The sequence below is a fragment of the Actinobacillus equuli genome, assembly GCF_900636745.1.
Classification (GTDB): domain Bacteria; phylum Pseudomonadota; class Gammaproteobacteria; order Enterobacterales; family Pasteurellaceae; genus Actinobacillus; species Actinobacillus equuli.
Genome location: NZ_LR134310.1, coordinates 961,873 through 980,854 on the forward strand (window position 1 = coordinate 961,873; position 18,982 = coordinate 980,854).

Genomic DNA, 18,982 nt, shown 5'->3' on the forward strand with positions numbered 1-18,982 from the left:
TCCTAGCGGTCAGATAACACCATTTCTTTAAAGCTATCTGCAACAATAAATTCTGCTTCAGTCTTTTCTTTAATAGTGTTTAAATCCACATTTGGAGCGTGTTCCGTGAGCACTAATTTTCCATTGATGAATTCAAATACGGCTAATTCAGTGACAATCATGCTCACTTTATTTTTTGCCGTAAGTGGCAACGAACATTTTTTCAGGATTTTAGACGAACCCGATTTCGCACAATGCTCCATACCGATAATGACTCGGCGAGAACCGGTAACTAAATCCATCGCTCCGCCCATACCGGGTACCATTTTTCCAGGAACCATCCAGTTTGCTAGATTTGCATCTTGGTCTACTTCTAAACCACCTAAAACACAAGCATCTACATGACCGCCTCGAATCAAGGCAAAAGAGAAAGAGCTATCGAAAAATGCTCCGCCCGCCTTGATAGAACAAGGTTGTCCTCCTGCATTTACGATATTCGGATTGGGATCATCTGGATTAGCAGCAACTAAACCTAAAAAACCGTTTTCCGATTGCAATGTAATATCTATATCCTCAGGTAAATAATTTGCGACCATTGTTGGTAAGCCGATACCTAGATTCACTACATCGCCATCTTTTAATTCCATTGCAATACGACGAGCAATAAGTTCTTTTGCGTTCATAATCTATACTCCATATCTAAGAAACTAAGAAATCGACAAGGGTTGCCGGAGTCATGACAAGGTTTGGATCTAACTCACCTGTTTTTACGATATGAGCCGCTTCTACCATCACAACCTTTCCTGCTAACGCCATTAATGGATTAAAATTACGAGCTGCACCTTGGTAAATTAAGTTACCAGCTTCATCTGCCGTATCTGCTTTAATAATGGCAAGATCCGCTTTTAGTGGTAATTCCAATAAAAAATCTTTGCCATCAATTTGAATTTTTTGTTTACCTTCTTCAACAACAGTCCCTACGCCAGTTGGAGTAAGAAAACCGCCAAGCCCCGCACCACCGGCACGAACACGCTCAGCAAATGTCCCTTGCGGAACTAATTCAACTTCAATCTCCCCTGAGATCATTTTCTTACCTGTTTCGGGATTTGTACCAATATGAGAAGCAATGACCTTCTTAACGCGGTTATGTGCAATCAATGGACCGACACCGGTCTCGATTGTTGCTGTATCACTGCAAATCAATGTAATATCTTTAATGCCTGAATCTAAAATTGCTTGAACAAGTTTTGCGGATGTTCCAACTCCCATAAACCCGCCAGACATAATGCTCATCCCATCAAAAAGATATTTTTTTACCTCTGCAATAGGTATAACTTTAGACATACTTAACCTCCACTTGATAAGTTATGCTTATATACTGAAAAGAGAATTTATTCCTTATAGGTTTAACGCGTTTAATTTCTAAGGTATGAGAAAAGGTTAACAACAAAATCTGAGAGAAAGAAATACTAATTTTTTAACTACCTATAAATTTATTTTATAGCCTAAGTTGCAAATCAAGGTACAACACGATAACCTAGAACATCTAAGTAAAAGGGGAAAAAGAGGGGAAATAAATATGGATATTCGCCATTTACGCTATTTTGTCGCAATTGTCGATAATGATTTTAATCTCAGTAGAACATCTCAAAATCTCTATATTTCACAACCGGCTCTAAGTATGATGATTAGTGAGTTTGAGCAACGTGAAAATATACAATTATTTAAGCGTAACAATAATAAAATAATAGGCCTAACCTACCTAGGTGAAACATATTACAATGATGCTAAAGAAGTCATTAATAAATATACTGAAATGAACCGTAAGCTACATAAAATGGCAGAGCAAATTACGGGAAATATAACTATAGGCATTCCTCCATTGATTCTTTCAGTAATATTTTCAGAAATCATGCCTAATTTAATTCTTAATAATCCCACCATCAACTTTACGATTAAAGAGCAAGGGGCTTTTGTATTAAAAAATGAATTATTACTAGGGAATATAGATTTTGCTGTTTTGCTTTATCCGGAACATATTTCTAAAAATGTCATCGATTCGTTCGAAATCCATTGTTCGGAACTAGCTGTTTTCTTATCACCTCAACACCCATTGGCACGCAAAGAAATCATTGAATGGCAAGATTTACATAATGCAAAAATGGCAATTTTTGATAATACATTTATGATTCATCATCAATTAATGGAAACATTTGAGCGTAATAATATCTATCCGAATATTATTTTAGAATCTAGCTCATGGGATTTTTTATTAAACTTAGCAAAAATTAATAAAGATTTATTAACCATATTACCCTACCCTATGGTTGACCAATATCCATCTGACTTTATTTGTCGTAGAATTAATAAACCAATCCCATGGAGAGTTACATTATGTCGATTAAAGAAAAACAATTATTCAAATGTTGAAAACTATTTATTTGATATATTACTTAAAGAATTTGGATGCCAGAAATAACCGTCTTATAAATAGGTAAAAAATTATAAAAACTATTATCTTCGCAAGCTCTCCACTAATAAATTTCTTATCCATTGATATGCAGGGTCTTGGTGAGTACGCTCGTGCCACGCCATTTGGATTGCAAAACCTTGTACTTCGAGCGGAAGAGCTTTGCAGACCAAGCCAGTGAGATTATGAGTTAAACGCGATGGCACCAACGCAACCACATCGGTACTACGTAAGATATTCGGTAGCAATGAGAAGTGATTGACCGATACTGACACACGACGAGTTTTACCAAGTTTCGCCAGCGCTTCATCGCAAGCGCCGTAAAATTGCCCGCCGTCATAGGACATCATCGCAAAATCCAATTCACAAAAGTTGTCTAAATTTAATGGTTGGTTTGCCATTGGGTGATCTGCTCGCATCACGCAAACATAATGTTCTGATAACAGCGGTTTACTGTGTAAATCTGCTGGAATATGCCGAGTTGAAATGAGTGCGATATCGATGCGTGCCTGTTCGAATTGCGCTAACAAATCCACATCTTGTGCCGGTAAAAAAGCGACCCGAATTTTTGGTGCAAGTTGCTTCAAATGCGCTAAAAAAGGTGTACCGATAGCTTCCAAACCGTAATCGGTGGAAGCAATATTAATCGTCATTTCAGCCGTTTGCGGATCAAATTCCACCGGGCGTAACATTCGATTCACTTCCGCCAAAATAGTTTTAACCGAAGGCATTAATGCCAAGGCTCTGGCAGTCGGTTCAATCCCGTGTTGCACACGTACAAACAAAGGGTCACCAAAACTGTCACGCAGGCGATTAAGCATCGCACTCATTGCCGGTTGAGTCACAGACAAACGTTGTGCCGCTTTGGTCACGTTTCGCTCTTGCAAGAGTGCATCAAACGCTTTCAATAAGTTTAAATCCACCGTTCTAATATCACGCATCTTTATAACTTCCATAAACAAATATGATTAGTTTTTATATTATAACAAGCGGTAAAATTTATACAATTTTTTGCAAGTAAGGATTTAGACATGGCGAAATTTAGATATTTACAAACACCTTTCAAGCTCAAAAATCTTGAACTTAAAAACCGTATCGTGATGCCGCCGATGTGCCAATATTCGGCAACAGATGGCATACCGAACGACTGGCATTTTGTGCATTACACCGCTCGTGCGATTGGTGGTGTCGGTTTAATTATTGTGGAAATGACTAACGTTGCACCAAACGGTCGTATTACACCGAAGTGTTTAGGGTTATGGAATGATGCACAGCGTGATGCGTTTAAAGCGATTGTCGATTCCGTACATAAATACGGCAGTAAAATTGCGGTACAAATCGGTCACGCCGGTCGTAAAGCGCAAGATTGCGATGATGTGGTTGCCCCTTCAGCAATTCATTACGGTGAATTAGATTATGCAGGTCAGAATTTAAAAACACCTCGTGAATTAAGCAATGCGGAAATTCAATATGTGATTCAATCTTACCAAGACTCGGTAAGACGTGCGGTGGAAGCAGGTTTTGATGCGATTGAGATTCACGGTGCGCACGGCTATTTAATTCACCAATTCTCATCGCCGAAATCAAACCAACGTAGCGATGAATACGGTCAAGATCGCTTCTTATTCGGTGAGCAGGTAATTAAAGCGGCTAAAGCGGTAATGCCGGCGGATATGCCGTTAATCGTACGTATTTCAGCACAAGAATTCGGTGCGGACGGTTTTGATGCGGATTACGGTGTGGAAATGGCAAAACGCTTTGCGGCAGCCGGTGCGGATTGTATGCACGTAAGTGCCGGCGGTGACGGCGTGTTAGCCGAAGGCAAACATCCGCCATTTAACGCAGGTTATCAAGTGTATCTAGCTCGTGCAGTAAAACAAGCGACCGGTTTACCAACCATTGCGGTCGGTATGTTAGACGATGCGAATGTGGTTGATCACGTGTTAGCAATCGGCGATGCGGATCTAGTGGGCGTTGGTCGTGCATTATTACGTGACCCACAATGGTTATTGAATGTACAATACGCACAAAATGCGTCAAATAACAGCGGTATTGAATTTGTGCCGGCACAATATCAACGTGGTTATTTCTAATTAACGTCTATACAAGCGGTGTAAAAAGAAGCATTTTTTACACCGTTTTCTTATTTATCACACTCGGATTTATCACATTATGCAACTTTCTATTTTAAATCTCGTCCCGGTACGTGAAGGACAAGACTACGCACAAGCAATGCAATCTATGGTAAAACTGGCACAACTGGCGGAAGAACTGGATTTAGCTCGCTATTGGATTGCCGAACACCACAATATGAAAAACTTAGCCAGCTCGGCAACCACCCTGCTGATTCAACACGCGTTAGCCAATACTAAAAAAATTGCGGTCGGCTCAGGCGGTGTGATGTTACCGAACCACAGTCCTTATATTGTGGCGGAACAATACGGCACGCTTGCGACTCTTTATCCAAATCGTGTCCAACTTGGCTTAGGCAGAGCGCCCGGCACCGATATGCGTACCGCTAATGCGTTACGCCGAGGGGCAAAACATCTCGAATTTCCGGATGAAATTGCCGAACTGCGAGGTTATTTCCAAAATACCAATCCGGTTTCCGCTTACCCTGCCGCCGGTTTAGATATTCCGTTCTATATTTTAGGTTCCAGCACCGAAAGCGCTTATTTAGCGGCAGAACTGGGCTTACCTTATGCATTTGCCGCACATTTTGCCCCACGTATGATGATGGAAGCGGTCGAAATTTATCGCCGTTATTTCAAACCGTCCGCCTATTTGGCAAAACCTTATGTGATTATGGGCGTGAATGCGATTGTGGCGGATAGCGATGCGGAAGCACAAAGTCTAGTGACCACACAAACCCAATTCTTTATCAATGTCGTGACGAACGCACAACAGAATTTACAACCGCCAATGGCAAATGATGCGGAAGTATGGCAAAACTTTAACCGTACGGAAAACGAGCTGCACTTCGGACCGGTTGATTTACGTGAAATGCAGATTTACCACCAAGAAAAAGCGGTGGTGGAACAAATGACCGCTTGTACGCTAGTCGGCTCGCCGGCAACAGTCAAAGCTCAATTAACCCAATTAGCTAAACGAGTGGAAATTGATGAAATTATGGCGGTAACTTATATCTACGATGAACAAAAACAGGCAAAATCTTACCGCTTGTTGAAGGAAATTGTTGATCAATTCTAGCCTAGTCAACTAATGGCTTGCTTAAAAGTAGAGTTCCTCCCCTAAGAGAGAATAAGCGGTTAGATTTGTGCAAAATTTTGCAAAAAGTTTTGTCAATCTAACCGATTGTCTTTTTTCTAGTAGCAAAAAATGGCTATTTATGTTAAAAATTGCGACAAATTTTCTCTCACATTCCCATTCACATTAAAGGAACACAACAATGTCTTTACAAGCAATTATTGAAGCGGCATTTGAGCGTCGTGCTGAAATCACACCAAAAACAGTTGATGCAGAAACTCGTGCAGCAATCGAAGAAGTTATCGAAGGTTTAGATAGCGGTAAATATCGTGTAGCGGAAAAAATTGACGGTGAGTGGGTAACTCATCAGTGGTTAAAAAAAGCAGTATTACTTTCATTCCGTATCAATGACAACCAAATTATTGACGGCGCAGAAACCAAATACTACGACAAAGTAGGTTTAAAATTTGCAGATTACACTGAAGAACGTTTTGCACAAGAAGGTTTCCGTGTGGTGCCGTCTGCAACTGTACGTAAAGGTGCATACATTTCTAAAAACTGCGTATTAATGCCGTCTTATGTAAACATCGGTGCATACGTGGGCGAAGGTACGATGGTTGACACTTGGGCAACCGTAGGTTCATGCGCACAAATCGGTAAAAACGTTCACTTATCTGGTGGCGTAGGTATCGGTGGTGTGTTAGAGCCGTTACAAGCAAACCCGACTATTATCGGCGATAACTGCTTTATCGGCGCACGTTCAGAAGTGGTTGAAGGCGTAATCGTAGAAGACGGTTGTGTAATTTCAATGGGCGTATTTATCGGTCAATCAACTCGTATTTATGACCGTGAAACCGGCGAAATCCACTACGGTCGTGTACCGGCAGGTTCTGTGGTTGTATCCGGTAGTCTTCCGTCAAAATGCGGTAAATACAGCCTATATTGCGCAGTCATCGTGAAAAAAGTTGATGCGAAAACTTTAGGTAAAGTGGGCATCAACGAATTACTTCGTACCATCGAAGAGTAATTAAATCCTCCCGCCCCCTCTTTGCAAAAGAGGGGGATTTTTTTACCGCTTGTAAGGAATCGATATGAAAAAAATTCTTCTCTTAAACGGCCCTAATTTAAATATGTTAGGCAAACGAGAACCGCATATTTACGGCTCGCAAACCCTCGCAGATATTGAACAACACTTACAACAATCAGCTCAGGCACAAGGCTATGAATTAGATTATTTTCAAGCAAACGGTGAAGAGCCGCTGATTAATCGTATTCATCAAGCATTTCAAAATACCGATTTTATTATCATCAACCCCGGTGCCTTTACCCATACCAGCGTGGCAATTCGTGATGCGTTGTTGGCGGTATCTATTCCGTTTATCGAAGTCCATCTTTCAAATGTGCACGCTCGTGAACCTTTTCGCCATCATTCTTATCTAAGTGATATAGCAAAAGGCGTGATTTGCGGTTTAGGTGCAAAAGGTTATGATTACGCACTCGACTTCGCAATTTCAGAATTAAACAAAATACAATTAGAAGAGGTAATGAATGGCTAAAGATGCTCTTATTTTAATTGGTATTTATTATTCTACTTATTATAAATAAAAAATCAGGTTAATTATAAAAAATGTCAAAACTTTCCTTTATATCTATTTTAATTATTCATATAGGACTTTTTATTTATCTTACCTCCATATTTTCTATAATTAGAAAAATTATGGTTAACTCATTTATTGAAAAAGACATATTAAACAAAGCAGAAAATATTCAATCCATTAATCGAATGTGGAATATCGGACTTCGTTTTGATTTAAAAATAATCTCTTTATTTTTAGCTGTACCCTTTATTATTTCGAGCATACTCCTAACGACACTATCTCACCAAGTGATTTTAACAGGCTATTCTTGGTATGCGATTATTATTTCAATTTTATTTTCTCTAGTTTTAATAGGAAATTATTACTATTTTAAAACTTATAAAACTTATTATGACGTTTTTATTTTTGGTCTCATTGAAGAGGATACTAAAGCTGTCTTAAAAAGTATTTTTGATGACTACCCTTTATTTAAGATATCTATAACATCTGTTATTTTAGGGCTAATTCCTTATTATTTTATTCAAAGTGCTGCCATTATCCAATATGAATTATCTAATTGGTTAAACGTATTATCATTTATTCTAACGATATTAGTAATGTTTTTAATGATTCGTGGAACGATTAATTCTAAGCCATTAGGTAGAATTCATGCTCAAGTATCATCATTAGCCATTTTAAACAAAATGGTTCCGAATGGTGTTTTAGCTATTCGATGGGCTTTCCAAGATAGAAAAAGCAATGTCACTTTTGCTGCAGTAAATCAAAAAGAAGGTGAGCAACTAATTAAGGATGCTTTAGCTTTAAATAAAGACACATTATATGCTCATACGCCAAAGAACGAGTACTTAGAAAAGAAAAAACCTAACGTTATTCTAGCTATTATGGAAAGTTTTGGGGGAAATGGATTAATTACTGATGATCCGATAAACAATGATTTATTAGCTTCTTTACGCCCTTATATGGAAAGTGAATTTGTATTTAAAAGATTCCTTTCCTCCTCTAATGGAACTATGAGCAGCCTGGCATCAATTTATTTTCATAGCCCGGTACAAGAAATAACGCAATCAATTGTTCAAAATACAGTAATTAAGACAAATCCATTTTTGGTCTATAAAGAAAAAGGATATAAAACAGTATTTATTTCTGCCGGTAATTTGATGTGGAGAAATTTAGCTAATTATTTACCCATTCAAGGTGTTGATGAGATCTATGATCAAAATGACTTAATGGACAGATACCCGGAGTCCAAAAAGACATTTTCATATTGGGGAATAGCGGATGAATTTGCATTTAAATTAGCAGAAGAATTATTAGCTAATGCTAATGAACCAATGTTTATTAACATTTTAACAATTACAAACCATCCTCCGTATCAAGCGCCTAAAACATATGAAGCTAAAATAGTGGATCCGAATGTACTTGAAGGGAGAATGGGAGATAATGAAACCGAACGTCGTAATATACTAGAAAGTTTTCAGTATGCTTGTAATGCATTGGGCAACTTCATTAACCACATAAAATCTAGTAACAAAGCAAACAATACAATTATTGCTGCGACAGGTGATCATCATATTCGAGGCATGAAGCAATTTTTCCCTAAGGAACTTTTTATGGCGCATTCTGTGCCGTTCATTTTAAGTATTCCTGAACAAATTAAAAGCCAATTTAGTATTGATTATTCGCCGACTAAATTAGGATCTCATAAAGATATTTTTCCAACGCTTTATCATTTCAGCTTATCTGATGTGAAGTATTGGACATGTGGAGGAGAAAACTTATTAGCGCCTGTATCACCGAATTACTTTGCTTTCCATCCTGCTGTATGGGCTGATGATTCAGGTATTGTTGACCTTACAACACCTGAATTACTCAAGTATCAATGGGATCAGAACAACAATTTAATGAGCAGTGAACAAACCTTAACAAATGAGAAACATAGTAGAATTAGGGCTTATCAACATCTTCTGAATTGGCAAATTAATTACCTACTCAAAGGGTATGAAGAAAATGGGAAAGCATAACTCTTTGTAACTCCTACGATGAGTTATAAAATTGCGTGAATTTCGCCAATTTTACGAGATTTTATTCGCAAAATAGGCGAAATTCAGGTAATCTAGGCAAGATATTTACTCTGCACAATACCTGCAGAGTTTCTCTTTTTAATTGACTATATAAACGGAATCTCACTATGGATATTCGCAAAATCAAAAAACTTATCGAATTAGTTGAAGAATCAGGCATCACTGAATTAGAAGTGTCTGAAGAAGAAGGTACAGTACGTATTAGTCGTGCTCAACCGGCTGCATCAGCGGCAGTGCAATATGTTGCGGCACCTCAAGCGGCAGCGGTTGCGCCAGCAGCGGCTCCTGTTGCACAAGCTGCACCTGCAGCGGCAGCACCGACTGCATCAGCAGAAGTAAGCGGTCACGCAGTGCTTTCACCAATGGTAGGTACGTTCTACCGTAGCCCAAGCCCGGATGCAAAACCATTCATCGAAGTAGGTCAAACAGTAAACGTTGGTGATGCATTATGTATCGTTGAAGCAATGAAAATGATGAACCGTATCGAATCAGACAAAGCCGGTGTGGTTAAAGCGATTTTAGTAAACGACGGCGAAGCGGTTGAATTCGACCAAAAACTTATCATCATCGAATAATTTATTCACCACGGAAATAACGGAATACACGGAATTCTGCAAGCTGACAAGCGGTCTATTTTCTCTCAAATTTTGCAAAAAAATCAGTAAAATTGACCGCTTACAGCTTCTTCCGAGTGTTCCGTTCTCTTCCTTGGTAAAAGGGGAAAACTCCAATGTTAGAAAAAGTTGTCATTGCAAACCGTGGTGAAATCGCATTACGTATTTTACGTGCATGTAAAGAGCTTGGTATCAAAACTGTTGCGGTTCATTCAACGGCTGACCGTGAATTAAAACACGTGCTTTTAGCGGACGAAACAATTTGTATCGGTCCTGCACCTTCAGTAAAAAGTTACTTAAATATTCCAATGATCATTGCCGCTGCAGAAGTGACTAACGCAGACGCAATCCACCCTGGCTACGGTTTCTTATCTGAAAATGCGGATTTTGCCGAACAAGTAGAAAACTCAGGCTTTACCTTTATCGGCCCGACTGCTGATGTGATTCGTTTAATGGGTGATAAAGTATCGGCAATCAATGCAATGAAAAAAGCGGGCGTACCTTGTGTACCGGGTTCTGATGGCCCAGTAGGCAACGATCCGATTAAAAATAAAGAAATTGCAAAACGTATCGGTTATCCGGTTATCATTAAAGCGTCTGGCGGCGGCGGCGGTCGTGGTATGCGAGTGGTATATAACGAGAAAGATCTCGAAGAATCTATCGCAATGACCAAAGCGGAAGCGAAAGCGGCATTTAATAACGATATGGTGTACATGGAAAAATATTTAGAAAATCCACGCCATATTGAAATCCAAGTATTAGCGGATACACACGGTAATGCGGTTTATTTAGCGGAACGTGACTGTTCAATGCAACGCCGTCACCAAAAAGTGGTGGAAGAAGCACCGGCTCCGGGTATTACGCCTGAATTACGTAAATTCATCGGTGAGCGTTGTGCGAATGCGTGTCGTGAAATCGGCTATCGTGGTGCCGGTACATTCGAATTCTTATTCGAAAACGGCGAATTTTATTTCATCGAAATGAATACCCGTTTACAAGTAGAACATCCGGTAACAGAAATGATTACCGGCGTGGACTTAGTAAAAGAGCAATTACGTGTGGCAGCAGGTCTTCCGATTTCAATCAAACAAGAAGACATTAAAGTGAAAGGTCATGCGATCGAATGTCGTATCAATGCGGAAGATCCGAATACCTTCTTACCTTCACCGGGTAAAATCACACGTCTACACGTACCGGGCGGTTTAGGTGTTCGTTGGGATTCTCACATTTACACCGGTTATACCGTACCACCGCATTATGATTCAATGATCGGTAAATTGATTACTTTTGCAGAAGATCGTGATATTGCTATCCGTCGTATGCAAAATGCCTTATCAGAAACGATTGTAGAAGGAATTAAAACCAATATTCCATTACACAATCTGATTATGGAAGATGAAAACTTCCGTAAAGGTGGTACTAATATCCACTACCTCGAGAAAAAACTCGGTCTTAAATAAGCAACAAGCGGTAAGATTTACTAAAAATCTTACCGCTTTCTTTTAACTTTTAAGCCACTGCCGAATGAAGTCCACAATCTGCTCAATGTCATTAATATCTAAGCGATTCTCACGTTCGAGCGGGTAATCAGTCGCTGTCGCAATTGTCCATTGATCTAGCTCCGGTAACGGTTTTTCAATCGCTTGGCGATGCAGCTGAATCTTTGCGATCGACTCATGTTTGAAACCTTCCACCAAAATCAAATCGACTGCTTTACGATCAAATTTTGCAATTAACTGCTGAAAATCGACCGCTTGTACCGGTGTTTCGGTCATTAATGCCCAGCGCTCTTCACATACAATCATAGTCGGGTTTGCACCGGCTACACGCAAACGGTGGCTATCTTTACCCGGTTTATCTACTTCGACATTGTGATGCGAATGTTTAATCAGCCCGACTCTAATGTGACAAGCGGTCAATTTGGGAATTAATTTTTCCAACAAGGTGGTTTTACCGGTGCCGCTATAGCCGGTAATACCCAATAATTTAGGTGTTGTCGTTGGTATGGCCTGATAATGCGCCAGATCTTCAAAAGTATTCATATTTTGAAAAGCCGGTTTTTGTTCCGAAAAATCTACGGCAACACTTTTTTGTGTTTGGAAAAAATGGAATAAGCGACGTTCACCACTTGCCAGATAAAGACGAAGCGGTTCAACCACCGAATGATGAATTAATGCAATGGTAGGATGCGCTCGCTCGCCGTCATGCACATAAGCAATTTGAGCTTGGTTGATTGCCAATGCCACTGAGAGTTTTTTCACTAAATTATTTGGTAAGAACGGCGTATCACACGGGACGAATAACAGGTATTCACTGTTAATCTTTTCAAACCCGGAAAGCATTCCGCTCAGAGGTCCTTGGAAATCGCTCAAACTATCGCAATAAAAAGGCAAATCAGGAAACTGTGTTTGATATTCCGCTTGTGAACGATTGATATTCAAATGAATCTGAGCAATCTGCGGCGTAAGGCGCTCTACAATATGCGCAATCAATGTTTTATTGTTTAATTGCTGTAAGCCTTTTTCTACACCATTCATACGGCGAGCAAGCCCACCGGATAAAATCACTGCAGTAATTTGATCTATTTGTCGCATTTTATGTCCAAGTTTTTTGCAAAAGTGTGGCTAAAAGTATATGATTCTGAACACTTTTCAACAAGGATTTTTAAGGAAGCAAAGTATGAAATGCAAACGTTTAGAAGAATTACTTGAATTATTAGGTGAACATTGGCGCAAGAATCCGGATTTACATCTCATCGATATTCTGCAGCAACTTTCGGTTGAGGTAGGTGAGCCGGATAACTATACGGCATTACGTGATGAAGTGTTAATTTATCAATTAAAAATGCGCAATGCGGATAAACATGAGCCGATTCCCGGTATTAAAAAAGATTATGAAGAAGATTTTAAAACGGCATTATTACGTGCCCGTGGAATTTTAAACGACTAATATAGTCCAATAGGCGAATCTATTTGAGGAAACATAATGAAAAAATTTGCATTAAAATCAGTATTAGTAGCACTTTCTGCACTTTTCACCGTAAACTCAGCAGCATTAGCAGCAACGCCGGCAGAAGGTAAAGAATATACGCAAGTGCGCCAAGCGCCTTCAGCGCAAAAAGAAGTAGTGGAATTTTTCTCGTTCTACTGTCCGCACTGCTATGATTTTGAATTAACTTATAAAATCCCAAGCCAAATTAAACAAGCACTTCCACACGACGCTAAATTAGTTCAATATCACGTGAATTTCTTAGGTCGTCAATCCGAGAATTTAACTCGTGCATGGGCATTAGCGATGGCTCTTGGCGTGGAAGATAAAGTAAAAACCGCATTATTTGAAGCGGCACAAAAAGATGCATTCAAATCAATGGATGATATCAAAGCGGTATTTACTGCAAACGGCGTTAGCGAAGCGGATTTTGATAATGGTATCAACAGTTTTGCGGTAAACGGTTTAGTCAATAAACAGGTGCAACTCGCGGAAGATTTTAAAATTCGCGGCGTACCAGCCTTTTTTGTAAACGGTCAATATCAACTCAATATGGAAGGTTTTGCCGATTCCGCCTCAACCAATGAATTTGTTAAACGCTATGTAGAAGCGGTGACTTTTTTAATTAAAAAATAACGTAAATACAGACAGAGTTAATAATTTTAAATGCCGCTCTCAAGATAAGATTGGGGGCGGCATTTTTATTTGAAATTCATTGAGATTTGCGTATACGAAAGCGTACAATAATTAAGTATAAAAATCATAATAAGTGAAAAGGAATGTATGAAAAAGTATAACAAATCTTTACTCTCTTTAAGTCTATGTACGGCCTTACTTGGTTGTAAGGAGAGCGAACAACATAATTCGTCTGCGACTCATCAGTCTCCTACTCCACCTGTACAGAAAACGCAGGGAATGCCATCTTCAAGCGTCAAACTTCAAGACATTGTACATGAAGTCATTTCTGATCAAGCCAAATCGGATCTATCTAAAGAACTGCTTACGGCTCCGATCTATACAGCAAAAGGTGAGGGAGTCATTCAATATCAATCTGTTGAAAAAGACCAACAATTACTTTCTCAGCTTGTTGCCGAACAAGATGTTAAATATCAAGCACGCTTAGATGCGGAAAAACAAGAAGCGGAACGTCAAGCACGTTTAGAGGCAGAAAAACAGGAAGCGGAACGCCAAGCACGTTTAGAGGCGGAAAAACAGGAAGCGGAACGTCAAGCACGTTTAGAAGCGGAAAAACAGGAAGCGGAACGTCAAGCACGCTTAGATGCGGAAAAACAAGAAGCGGAACGTCAAGCACGTTTAGAGGCAGAAAAACAAGAAGCGGAACGTCAAGCACGTTTAGAGGCAGAAAAACAGGAAGCGGAACGCCAAGCACGTTTAGAGGCGGAAAAACAGGAAGCGGAACGTCAAGCACGTTTAGAAGCGGAAAAACAGGAAGCGGAACGTCAAGCACGTTTAGAAGCAGAAAAACAAGAAGCGGAACGCCAGGCACGCTTAGATGCGGAAAAACAAAATCGTTTTGCCGCATCCGAGAATGTTCGGCTAGATGTATTACATAATGTTAATCAAAATGAAACAAAACTAAAAGCACCTAAAATTGCGGTGATAGATACCGCATTTAGTAATCAAGAATCGGTTGTCGGTAATATTTTTGGTAACCGTATGCATATTGATTATCGTAACTATTTTGGCGGAGCAATCGGGGATAAATGGTCTCACGGTGTATTAGTTAGTACGTTGATTGCAAAAAATAATGCAAATTCTCACTTGTACGGTTACACCTCTACGGAGGATGATTTCACGATGAACGTGCAAAGCGGAGCATTTAACCATGCTTATAATCAAGGGGTTAGATTATTTAATCTATCGTTCGGTGTAACGCGAACGACAATGCCGACCGATTATTATGATCATCTTAATATCGGACGCTTTGCAAAGCAGAACGGTATTTTCGTGCTTGCGGCGGGTAATGAACGAAGTCACTGGGCATCAAATGAGGCTCACATCGTATTAGGAGATCCGGAAATTCAAAACGGTTGGTTAATTGTGAGTTCCGTTCCTTATATCGGCGCAACGGAATTAGCCGATTATTCCAATAGAATCGGGGAAAAATTGAAAAATTACGGTATTGCCGCACAGGGAAATTGGCAAGTCGATATAAACGGGTTCAATCGAACAGGTAACGGTACGTCTTTTGCGACGCCTATTGTTACTGCTGTCGTAGGAAACGTATGGGAAAAATTCTCTTGGTATGATAATCATCTTGCCGTTATGACGGTGCTTTCAACGGCAAGTAAACCGGGAAAATTTGAACAGGTTACGGAAGGTTCGGATGATAAATTCGGCTGGGGGATCATTAATCAAGAGCGAGCTTTAAAAGGAATCGGACGATTTGATACTCGCTTGATGACCAATCGTGACGATAAAGAAAATAAGTTGGTTCGTGTAAATGTTAAGGATGAAGGTTATAGTAAAGATCAGCTTACTTGGAGTAATGATATTGCCGGTGATGCGGGGTTGCTTAAAGAAGGTAATGGCGCTTTGTTTTTAACCGGTAATAATCAATATCAAGGTAAAACGGTAGTTCGAGAGGGTGTTCTAGGCGTTTCCGGAAGTTTACAATCAGACGTTCAGATTGAAAAAGACGGTTCTCTCTATGTGAAAAATACGGAGCAAGCGGTTAATTTTAATCGTAATCTTACCAATGCGGGTTCTCTTTATGTTTATGGAAAAGGAGCAAGGTTAAAAGGAGATTATATTGCGGATAAGCAAGCCCGTTTAGTCATTGATATTGATAAATCCGATCTGACGGTAGAGGGAAAAATGCAATTTAATGACAGCCGGATCGTTGCGGACATCGAAAATATAGATACGATACCAAGTCATCAAGCGGCGACTCGTAAGATTGCCTCCGCACAACAGATTACGGGTTACGAAAATCATTATTTTATTTCGACCGGTAATAAGCCTTATATCGACCTTGAGAAAATAGAGCAAAAAGAGCATAGTTTATTTGCAACTTATAAACGTAATACGACAGCGAAAGCTTTAGCTGTGGCAGGAGCTTCCGCAACGACAATGCGTAAAAATACAGCGACGAATGTGGATAATATTATTGATGAAGTCGCTAATGATAGCGGTTCCGGCTTGTATGAGAATACGGTGAGTTTGGTTAATCTGTTTTCTGCGGATTTAATACCTGCCGTCGATAGTTTAAGCGGAGAATTGCATGCGACTTTGCCTAATTTATTACTAACTCAAGGTTTTGACGCTAACCGTACGCTGCTTAATCGTTTGACTACAACCGTATTTAAAGCCGGTGTGTGGGCAGATTGGCAAGCCGGGAAAAGTAAAAAGACACAAGCGGGATTTAGTACTGCGAAGTTTAACCAAAATCGGATGATGCTAGGCTGGGATCACCAAATTGGCGCACATTTAATAGGTTTTGGGATAAATTCCGGTAAAAGTATCGCAAAATTAGGGATGGCGGGGCGAGCCGACCTGGATAGCAAAGGCTTATTCGTATATGGAAAATACCGATTTAATCAACCGTATTTATTTGGTAGCTTCGGATCTCAAATAAATAAAGTAGAGTCGGAACGACTAATGCTGAATAATATTGTTAAGTCGGATTATCGTATTCGACATACTCATCTTTATGGAGAACTTGGTATTGAACAAGTGTGGCAAAAGATAAATATTACTCCTTTTATTGGTTATCAATATCAGCATTTAAAACGTGACGGATTTAATGAGCAATTAAACTTCAGTATTAAGAGTCCTGCTAAGAAATTTGATAGCCATAGTATGTTAGCCGGATTACGAATGAATTATCAGATGATGAATAATCTGTTGTTGAAAATGCAGTTCACTCAGGCTTATGCTATCGACCCAACTTCGTTTGATTTTGACGGTAATTTTAACGGCTCTAGTCGGAAAGTTCACATTATCGGACAGAAACAGGATCGTTATACTAGTTGGTTCGGATTGGGATTAGACTATCGGTTAAGTCATTTTAATGTATCTACTCATTACGATTTAGGTATTTCCAATCATAATCAGACTAAAGAACATAGTTTTTCTATTAGCGGGAAATATGTATTTTAATAAAAAAGGGGGCTACAGCCCCCTTTTTTATTTTTTATCGCATTACATCGAAACAATTACACATTCCGCCACACTACGTGCATTTGATTGTGCATTCGAAGCTGCAGCTCTATCTCCTACCGGACCGACAAAAACACGATTCCAATCAGAGTTTGAACTGATACGAGCATTAAAACCCGCCATCGCCAAACGAGCCTGCATATTTTCAGCTTGTGCTTTATTTTTAAATGCACCACATTGTAAACCGAAACGTCCGGCTTGATTAGCCGCTTTGTCTGCCGGTTTCGCTGCACTTGCAACTACTTTCGTTTGCTCCGCTTTTTTCGCTTTTTCTGCACTAAGTTTTGCTTCAATACTTGCTGCAGTTTCTACCGGTTTCGCAGTTTCAACCGGCACTTGGTTCTGCTTCGCAAGATCTTGCTGTTTCTTCAATTCTGCTTGCTTCCGTTTTTCTTCCGCTAATTTTGCTGCCTTTTGTTCAGCCGCTTTCTTCGCCGCTAACTCTTCCGGTGTTAATGCGACTACCGCAGGTTGCGCTTCCGTAACCGTTTCCGTCGATGCTGCCGGTGTCGTTGCTTCAGGCTGAGTCGCTAGTTTTTCTGCTGCTAAACGTGCTGCCTCTTCTTGCTTTAATTTTGCTTCAAGCTGTTGTTTTTGCTCTGCCGAAAGCTGAGCTAATTTTTCTTGTGATTTCTGGCTATTGTCGGTTAACACCTCACGTGTTTCTAAATCACGAATATAGCTATACACCTCTTCCGGTCGACTTGGTAAGGCTGGACCTTGAGGCTGTTGAACTGATTGAGTCGGCTGCGCTACAGGCATTGCTTGCGTTGGTGCATTTTCTTTTAATACCCATAAACCAATTCCACCAGTCAAAAGCAAGAGGATGATAATCCCTAAAATGAGAGATTTATTAGTGCCCTTTTTTTTGTTCGAGCGGGCTGCATAATCACGTTGTGGCACGATAACACCTTATCTTATTAGACCTAAAAACTATCAAAGATTATAATCCTACTAAAAAAACAGTGCCTTGCCTAGAAGTTCATAGGACAAGCGGTCTGATTTTCACAAAAATTTACGCAGATTTTAAATGTGAAAGATAAACATCAAAGCGGTGATTTTTTGTTGTTTGAGAAAAGTCAGGTTTTTGTTCCGCTAAAAAAGGCGCATAGTCAGGACGTTTGACTACAACTCTTTTGCGGGCAAGCGATTTTGCCGGCGCAAAGAAATCATCCGAATCCAAATCTGCACCAACTAAATGTTGGAATACTCGCATTTCTTTTTTCACTAATGCGCTTTTTTGTTTATGCGGATACATCGGGTCGAGATAAACCACATCGGCGGCTTGCTGTTCTGCATCCAGTAACGAGATATTACGCTCATCAGCTAAAATCATTCGTTCCTGCATAAACCCGCCGATTTCCGGATCGGCATAAGCTCTTGCCAAACCGTCTTCTAAGAGAGCGGCAACAATCGGATTACGTTCGACTAATAACACTTTGCAACCGATAGAGGCTAACACAAAAGCATCTCTGCCAAGTCCTGCCGTCGCATCAATCACCGTGGGTAAGTAGTCCCCTTTAATTCCAACCGCTTTTGCGACCGCCTCGCCTCGACCACCACCGAATTTACGGCGGTGCGCCATGGTACCATCGACAAAATTTACCGCTATCGCACCAAGTTTCGGCTCGTCCAGTTTACGTAATTCTAAACGTTCGTCAGTCAACACTAAGGCTAATATGGCAGATTGATCATGAGTTAACTGCCATTTGTCACAAATTTGCTGAAATTTCTCAGCATTTGAAGATTCGTTGATAAGTTGAATTGTCATTATATTAATCACAAAAGATTATTCAGTTCGGTAATTCACTACGGAAAACACGGAGGTATATAGAATAAGAAAAATTAGGTTCCATTTCCGTA

The 18,982-nt window shown here is 39.9% G+C and carries 17 protein-coding genes; 11 read left to right on the forward strand and 6 right to left on the reverse strand.

Annotation, left to right across the window (positions count from 1 at the left end; all coding sequences use genetic code 11):
• Positions 1–2: 2 nt before the first annotated feature.
• On the reverse strand, positions 3–662 hold the full coding sequence (locus EL121_RS04440) for a 3-oxoacid CoA-transferase subunit B (RefSeq protein WP_039198006.1): 660 nt from the start codon (positions 660–662) through the stop codon (positions 3–5).
• A gap of 16 nt (positions 663–678) precedes the next feature.
• Complete coding sequence (atoD, locus tag EL121_RS04445) at positions 679–1,323, reverse strand: acetate CoA-transferase subunit alpha (RefSeq protein ID WP_039198008.1); 645 nt, start codon at positions 1,321–1,323, stop codon at positions 679–681.
• Between the two features lie 235 nt (positions 1,324–1,558).
• Between atoD and EL121_RS04450 the strand changes: the two genes are divergently transcribed.
• Entirely contained in the window at positions 1,559–2,458 is a 900-nt protein-coding gene (locus tag EL121_RS04450) for a LysR family transcriptional regulator (protein ID WP_039198010.1), read from the forward strand.
• A 35-nt stretch (positions 2,459–2,493) separates the two neighbouring features.
• Here the strand turns inward: EL121_RS04450 and EL121_RS04455 are convergent, their stop codons facing one another.
• Positions 2,494–3,390 (reverse strand): LysR family transcriptional regulator, encoded by an 897-nt coding sequence (locus EL121_RS04455; protein ID WP_039198012.1) that lies wholly within the window; start codon positions 3,388–3,390, stop codon positions 2,494–2,496.
• A 90-nt stretch (positions 3,391–3,480) separates the two neighbouring features.
• Between EL121_RS04455 and EL121_RS04460 the strand changes: the two genes are divergently transcribed.
• The 7 genes from EL121_RS04460 (at position 3,481) to accC (ending at position 11,409) form a co-directional block, all read left to right on the forward strand.
• Positions 3,481–4,542: an NADH:flavin oxidoreductase/NADH oxidase gene (locus EL121_RS04460; RefSeq protein WP_039198014.1), complete on the forward strand. Its 1,062-nt coding sequence runs from the start codon at positions 3,481–3,483 to the stop codon at positions 4,540–4,542.
• 79 nt (positions 4,543–4,621) lie between these two features.
• The gene (locus EL121_RS04465) at positions 4,622–5,659 is read left to right on the forward strand and encodes an LLM class flavin-dependent oxidoreductase (protein ID WP_039198016.1); all 1,038 of its coding nucleotides are present in this window, start codon (positions 4,622–4,624) and stop codon (positions 5,657–5,659) included.
• 199 nt (positions 5,660–5,858) lie between these two features.
• Positions 5,859–6,683, forward strand: a complete 825-nt coding sequence (dapD, locus tag EL121_RS04470) for a 2,3,4,5-tetrahydropyridine-2,6-dicarboxylate N-succinyltransferase (protein WP_005602738.1) — start codon at positions 5,859–5,861, stop codon at positions 6,681–6,683.
• 64 nt (positions 6,684–6,747) lie between these two features.
• Positions 6,748–7,212, forward strand: a complete 465-nt coding sequence (gene aroQ, locus EL121_RS04475) for a type II 3-dehydroquinate dehydratase (RefSeq protein WP_039198018.1) — start codon at positions 6,748–6,750, stop codon at positions 7,210–7,212.
• Positions 7,213–7,373: 161 nt separating this feature from the next.
• Positions 7,374–9,275 carry an LTA synthase family protein gene (locus tag EL121_RS04480; RefSeq protein WP_164997538.1) on the forward strand — a complete coding sequence of 634 codons (1,902 nt, stop codon included), beginning with the start codon at positions 7,374–7,376 and terminating at the stop codon, positions 9,273–9,275.
• A gap of 167 nt (positions 9,276–9,442) precedes the next feature.
• On the forward strand, positions 9,443–9,910 hold the full coding sequence (gene accB, locus EL121_RS04485; protein ID WP_039198022.1) for an acetyl-CoA carboxylase biotin carboxyl carrier protein: 468 nt from the start codon (positions 9,443–9,445) through the stop codon (positions 9,908–9,910).
• Between the two features lie 155 nt (positions 9,911–10,065).
• The gene (gene accC / locus EL121_RS04490; protein WP_039198024.1) at positions 10,066–11,409 is read left to right on the forward strand and encodes an acetyl-CoA carboxylase biotin carboxylase subunit; all 1,344 of its coding nucleotides are present in this window, start codon (positions 10,066–10,068) and stop codon (positions 11,407–11,409) included.
• Positions 11,410–11,451: 42 nt separating this feature from the next.
• Here the strand turns inward: accC and mobA are convergent, their stop codons facing one another.
• A complete protein-coding gene (mobA, locus tag EL121_RS04495; protein ID WP_039198025.1) occupies positions 11,452–12,543 on the reverse strand; it encodes a molybdenum cofactor guanylyltransferase MobA in 1,092 nt (363 codons plus the stop codon).
• Positions 12,544–12,628: 85 nt separating this feature from the next.
• Here mobA and EL121_RS04500 point away from each other — a divergent pair, with 85 nt between their 5' ends.
• From EL121_RS04500 to EL121_RS04510, 3 genes are all read left to right on the forward strand, one after another.
• Complete coding sequence (locus EL121_RS04500; protein WP_039198027.1) at positions 12,629–12,898, forward strand: YihD family protein; 270 nt, start codon at positions 12,629–12,631, stop codon at positions 12,896–12,898.
• Positions 12,899–12,934: 36 nt separating this feature from the next.
• Positions 12,935–13,573 (forward strand): thiol:disulfide interchange protein DsbA, encoded by a 639-nt coding sequence (gene dsbA / locus EL121_RS04505; RefSeq protein ID WP_039198029.1) that lies wholly within the window; start codon positions 12,935–12,937, stop codon positions 13,571–13,573.
• A gap of 147 nt (positions 13,574–13,720) precedes the next feature.
• Positions 13,721–17,059: an autotransporter domain-containing protein gene (locus EL121_RS04510; protein WP_081978374.1), complete on the forward strand. Its 3,339-nt coding sequence runs from the start codon at positions 13,721–13,723 to the stop codon at positions 17,057–17,059.
• A 42-nt stretch (positions 17,060–17,101) separates the two neighbouring features.
• On the opposite strand, the gene ftsN is transcribed toward EL121_RS04510, so the two are convergent.
• Together ftsN and EL121_RS04520 are read right to left on the reverse strand one after the other, a co-directional pair.
• Positions 17,102–18,022: a cell division protein FtsN gene (ftsN, locus tag EL121_RS04515; RefSeq protein ID WP_039198031.1), complete on the reverse strand. Its 921-nt coding sequence runs from the start codon at positions 18,020–18,022 to the stop codon at positions 17,102–17,104.
• Between the two features lie 112 nt (positions 18,023–18,134).
• The gene (locus EL121_RS04520) at positions 18,135–18,890 is read right to left on the reverse strand and encodes a class I SAM-dependent methyltransferase (RefSeq protein ID WP_039198033.1); all 756 of its coding nucleotides are present in this window, start codon (positions 18,888–18,890) and stop codon (positions 18,135–18,137) included.
• Positions 18,891–18,982: the final 92 nt, after the last annotated feature.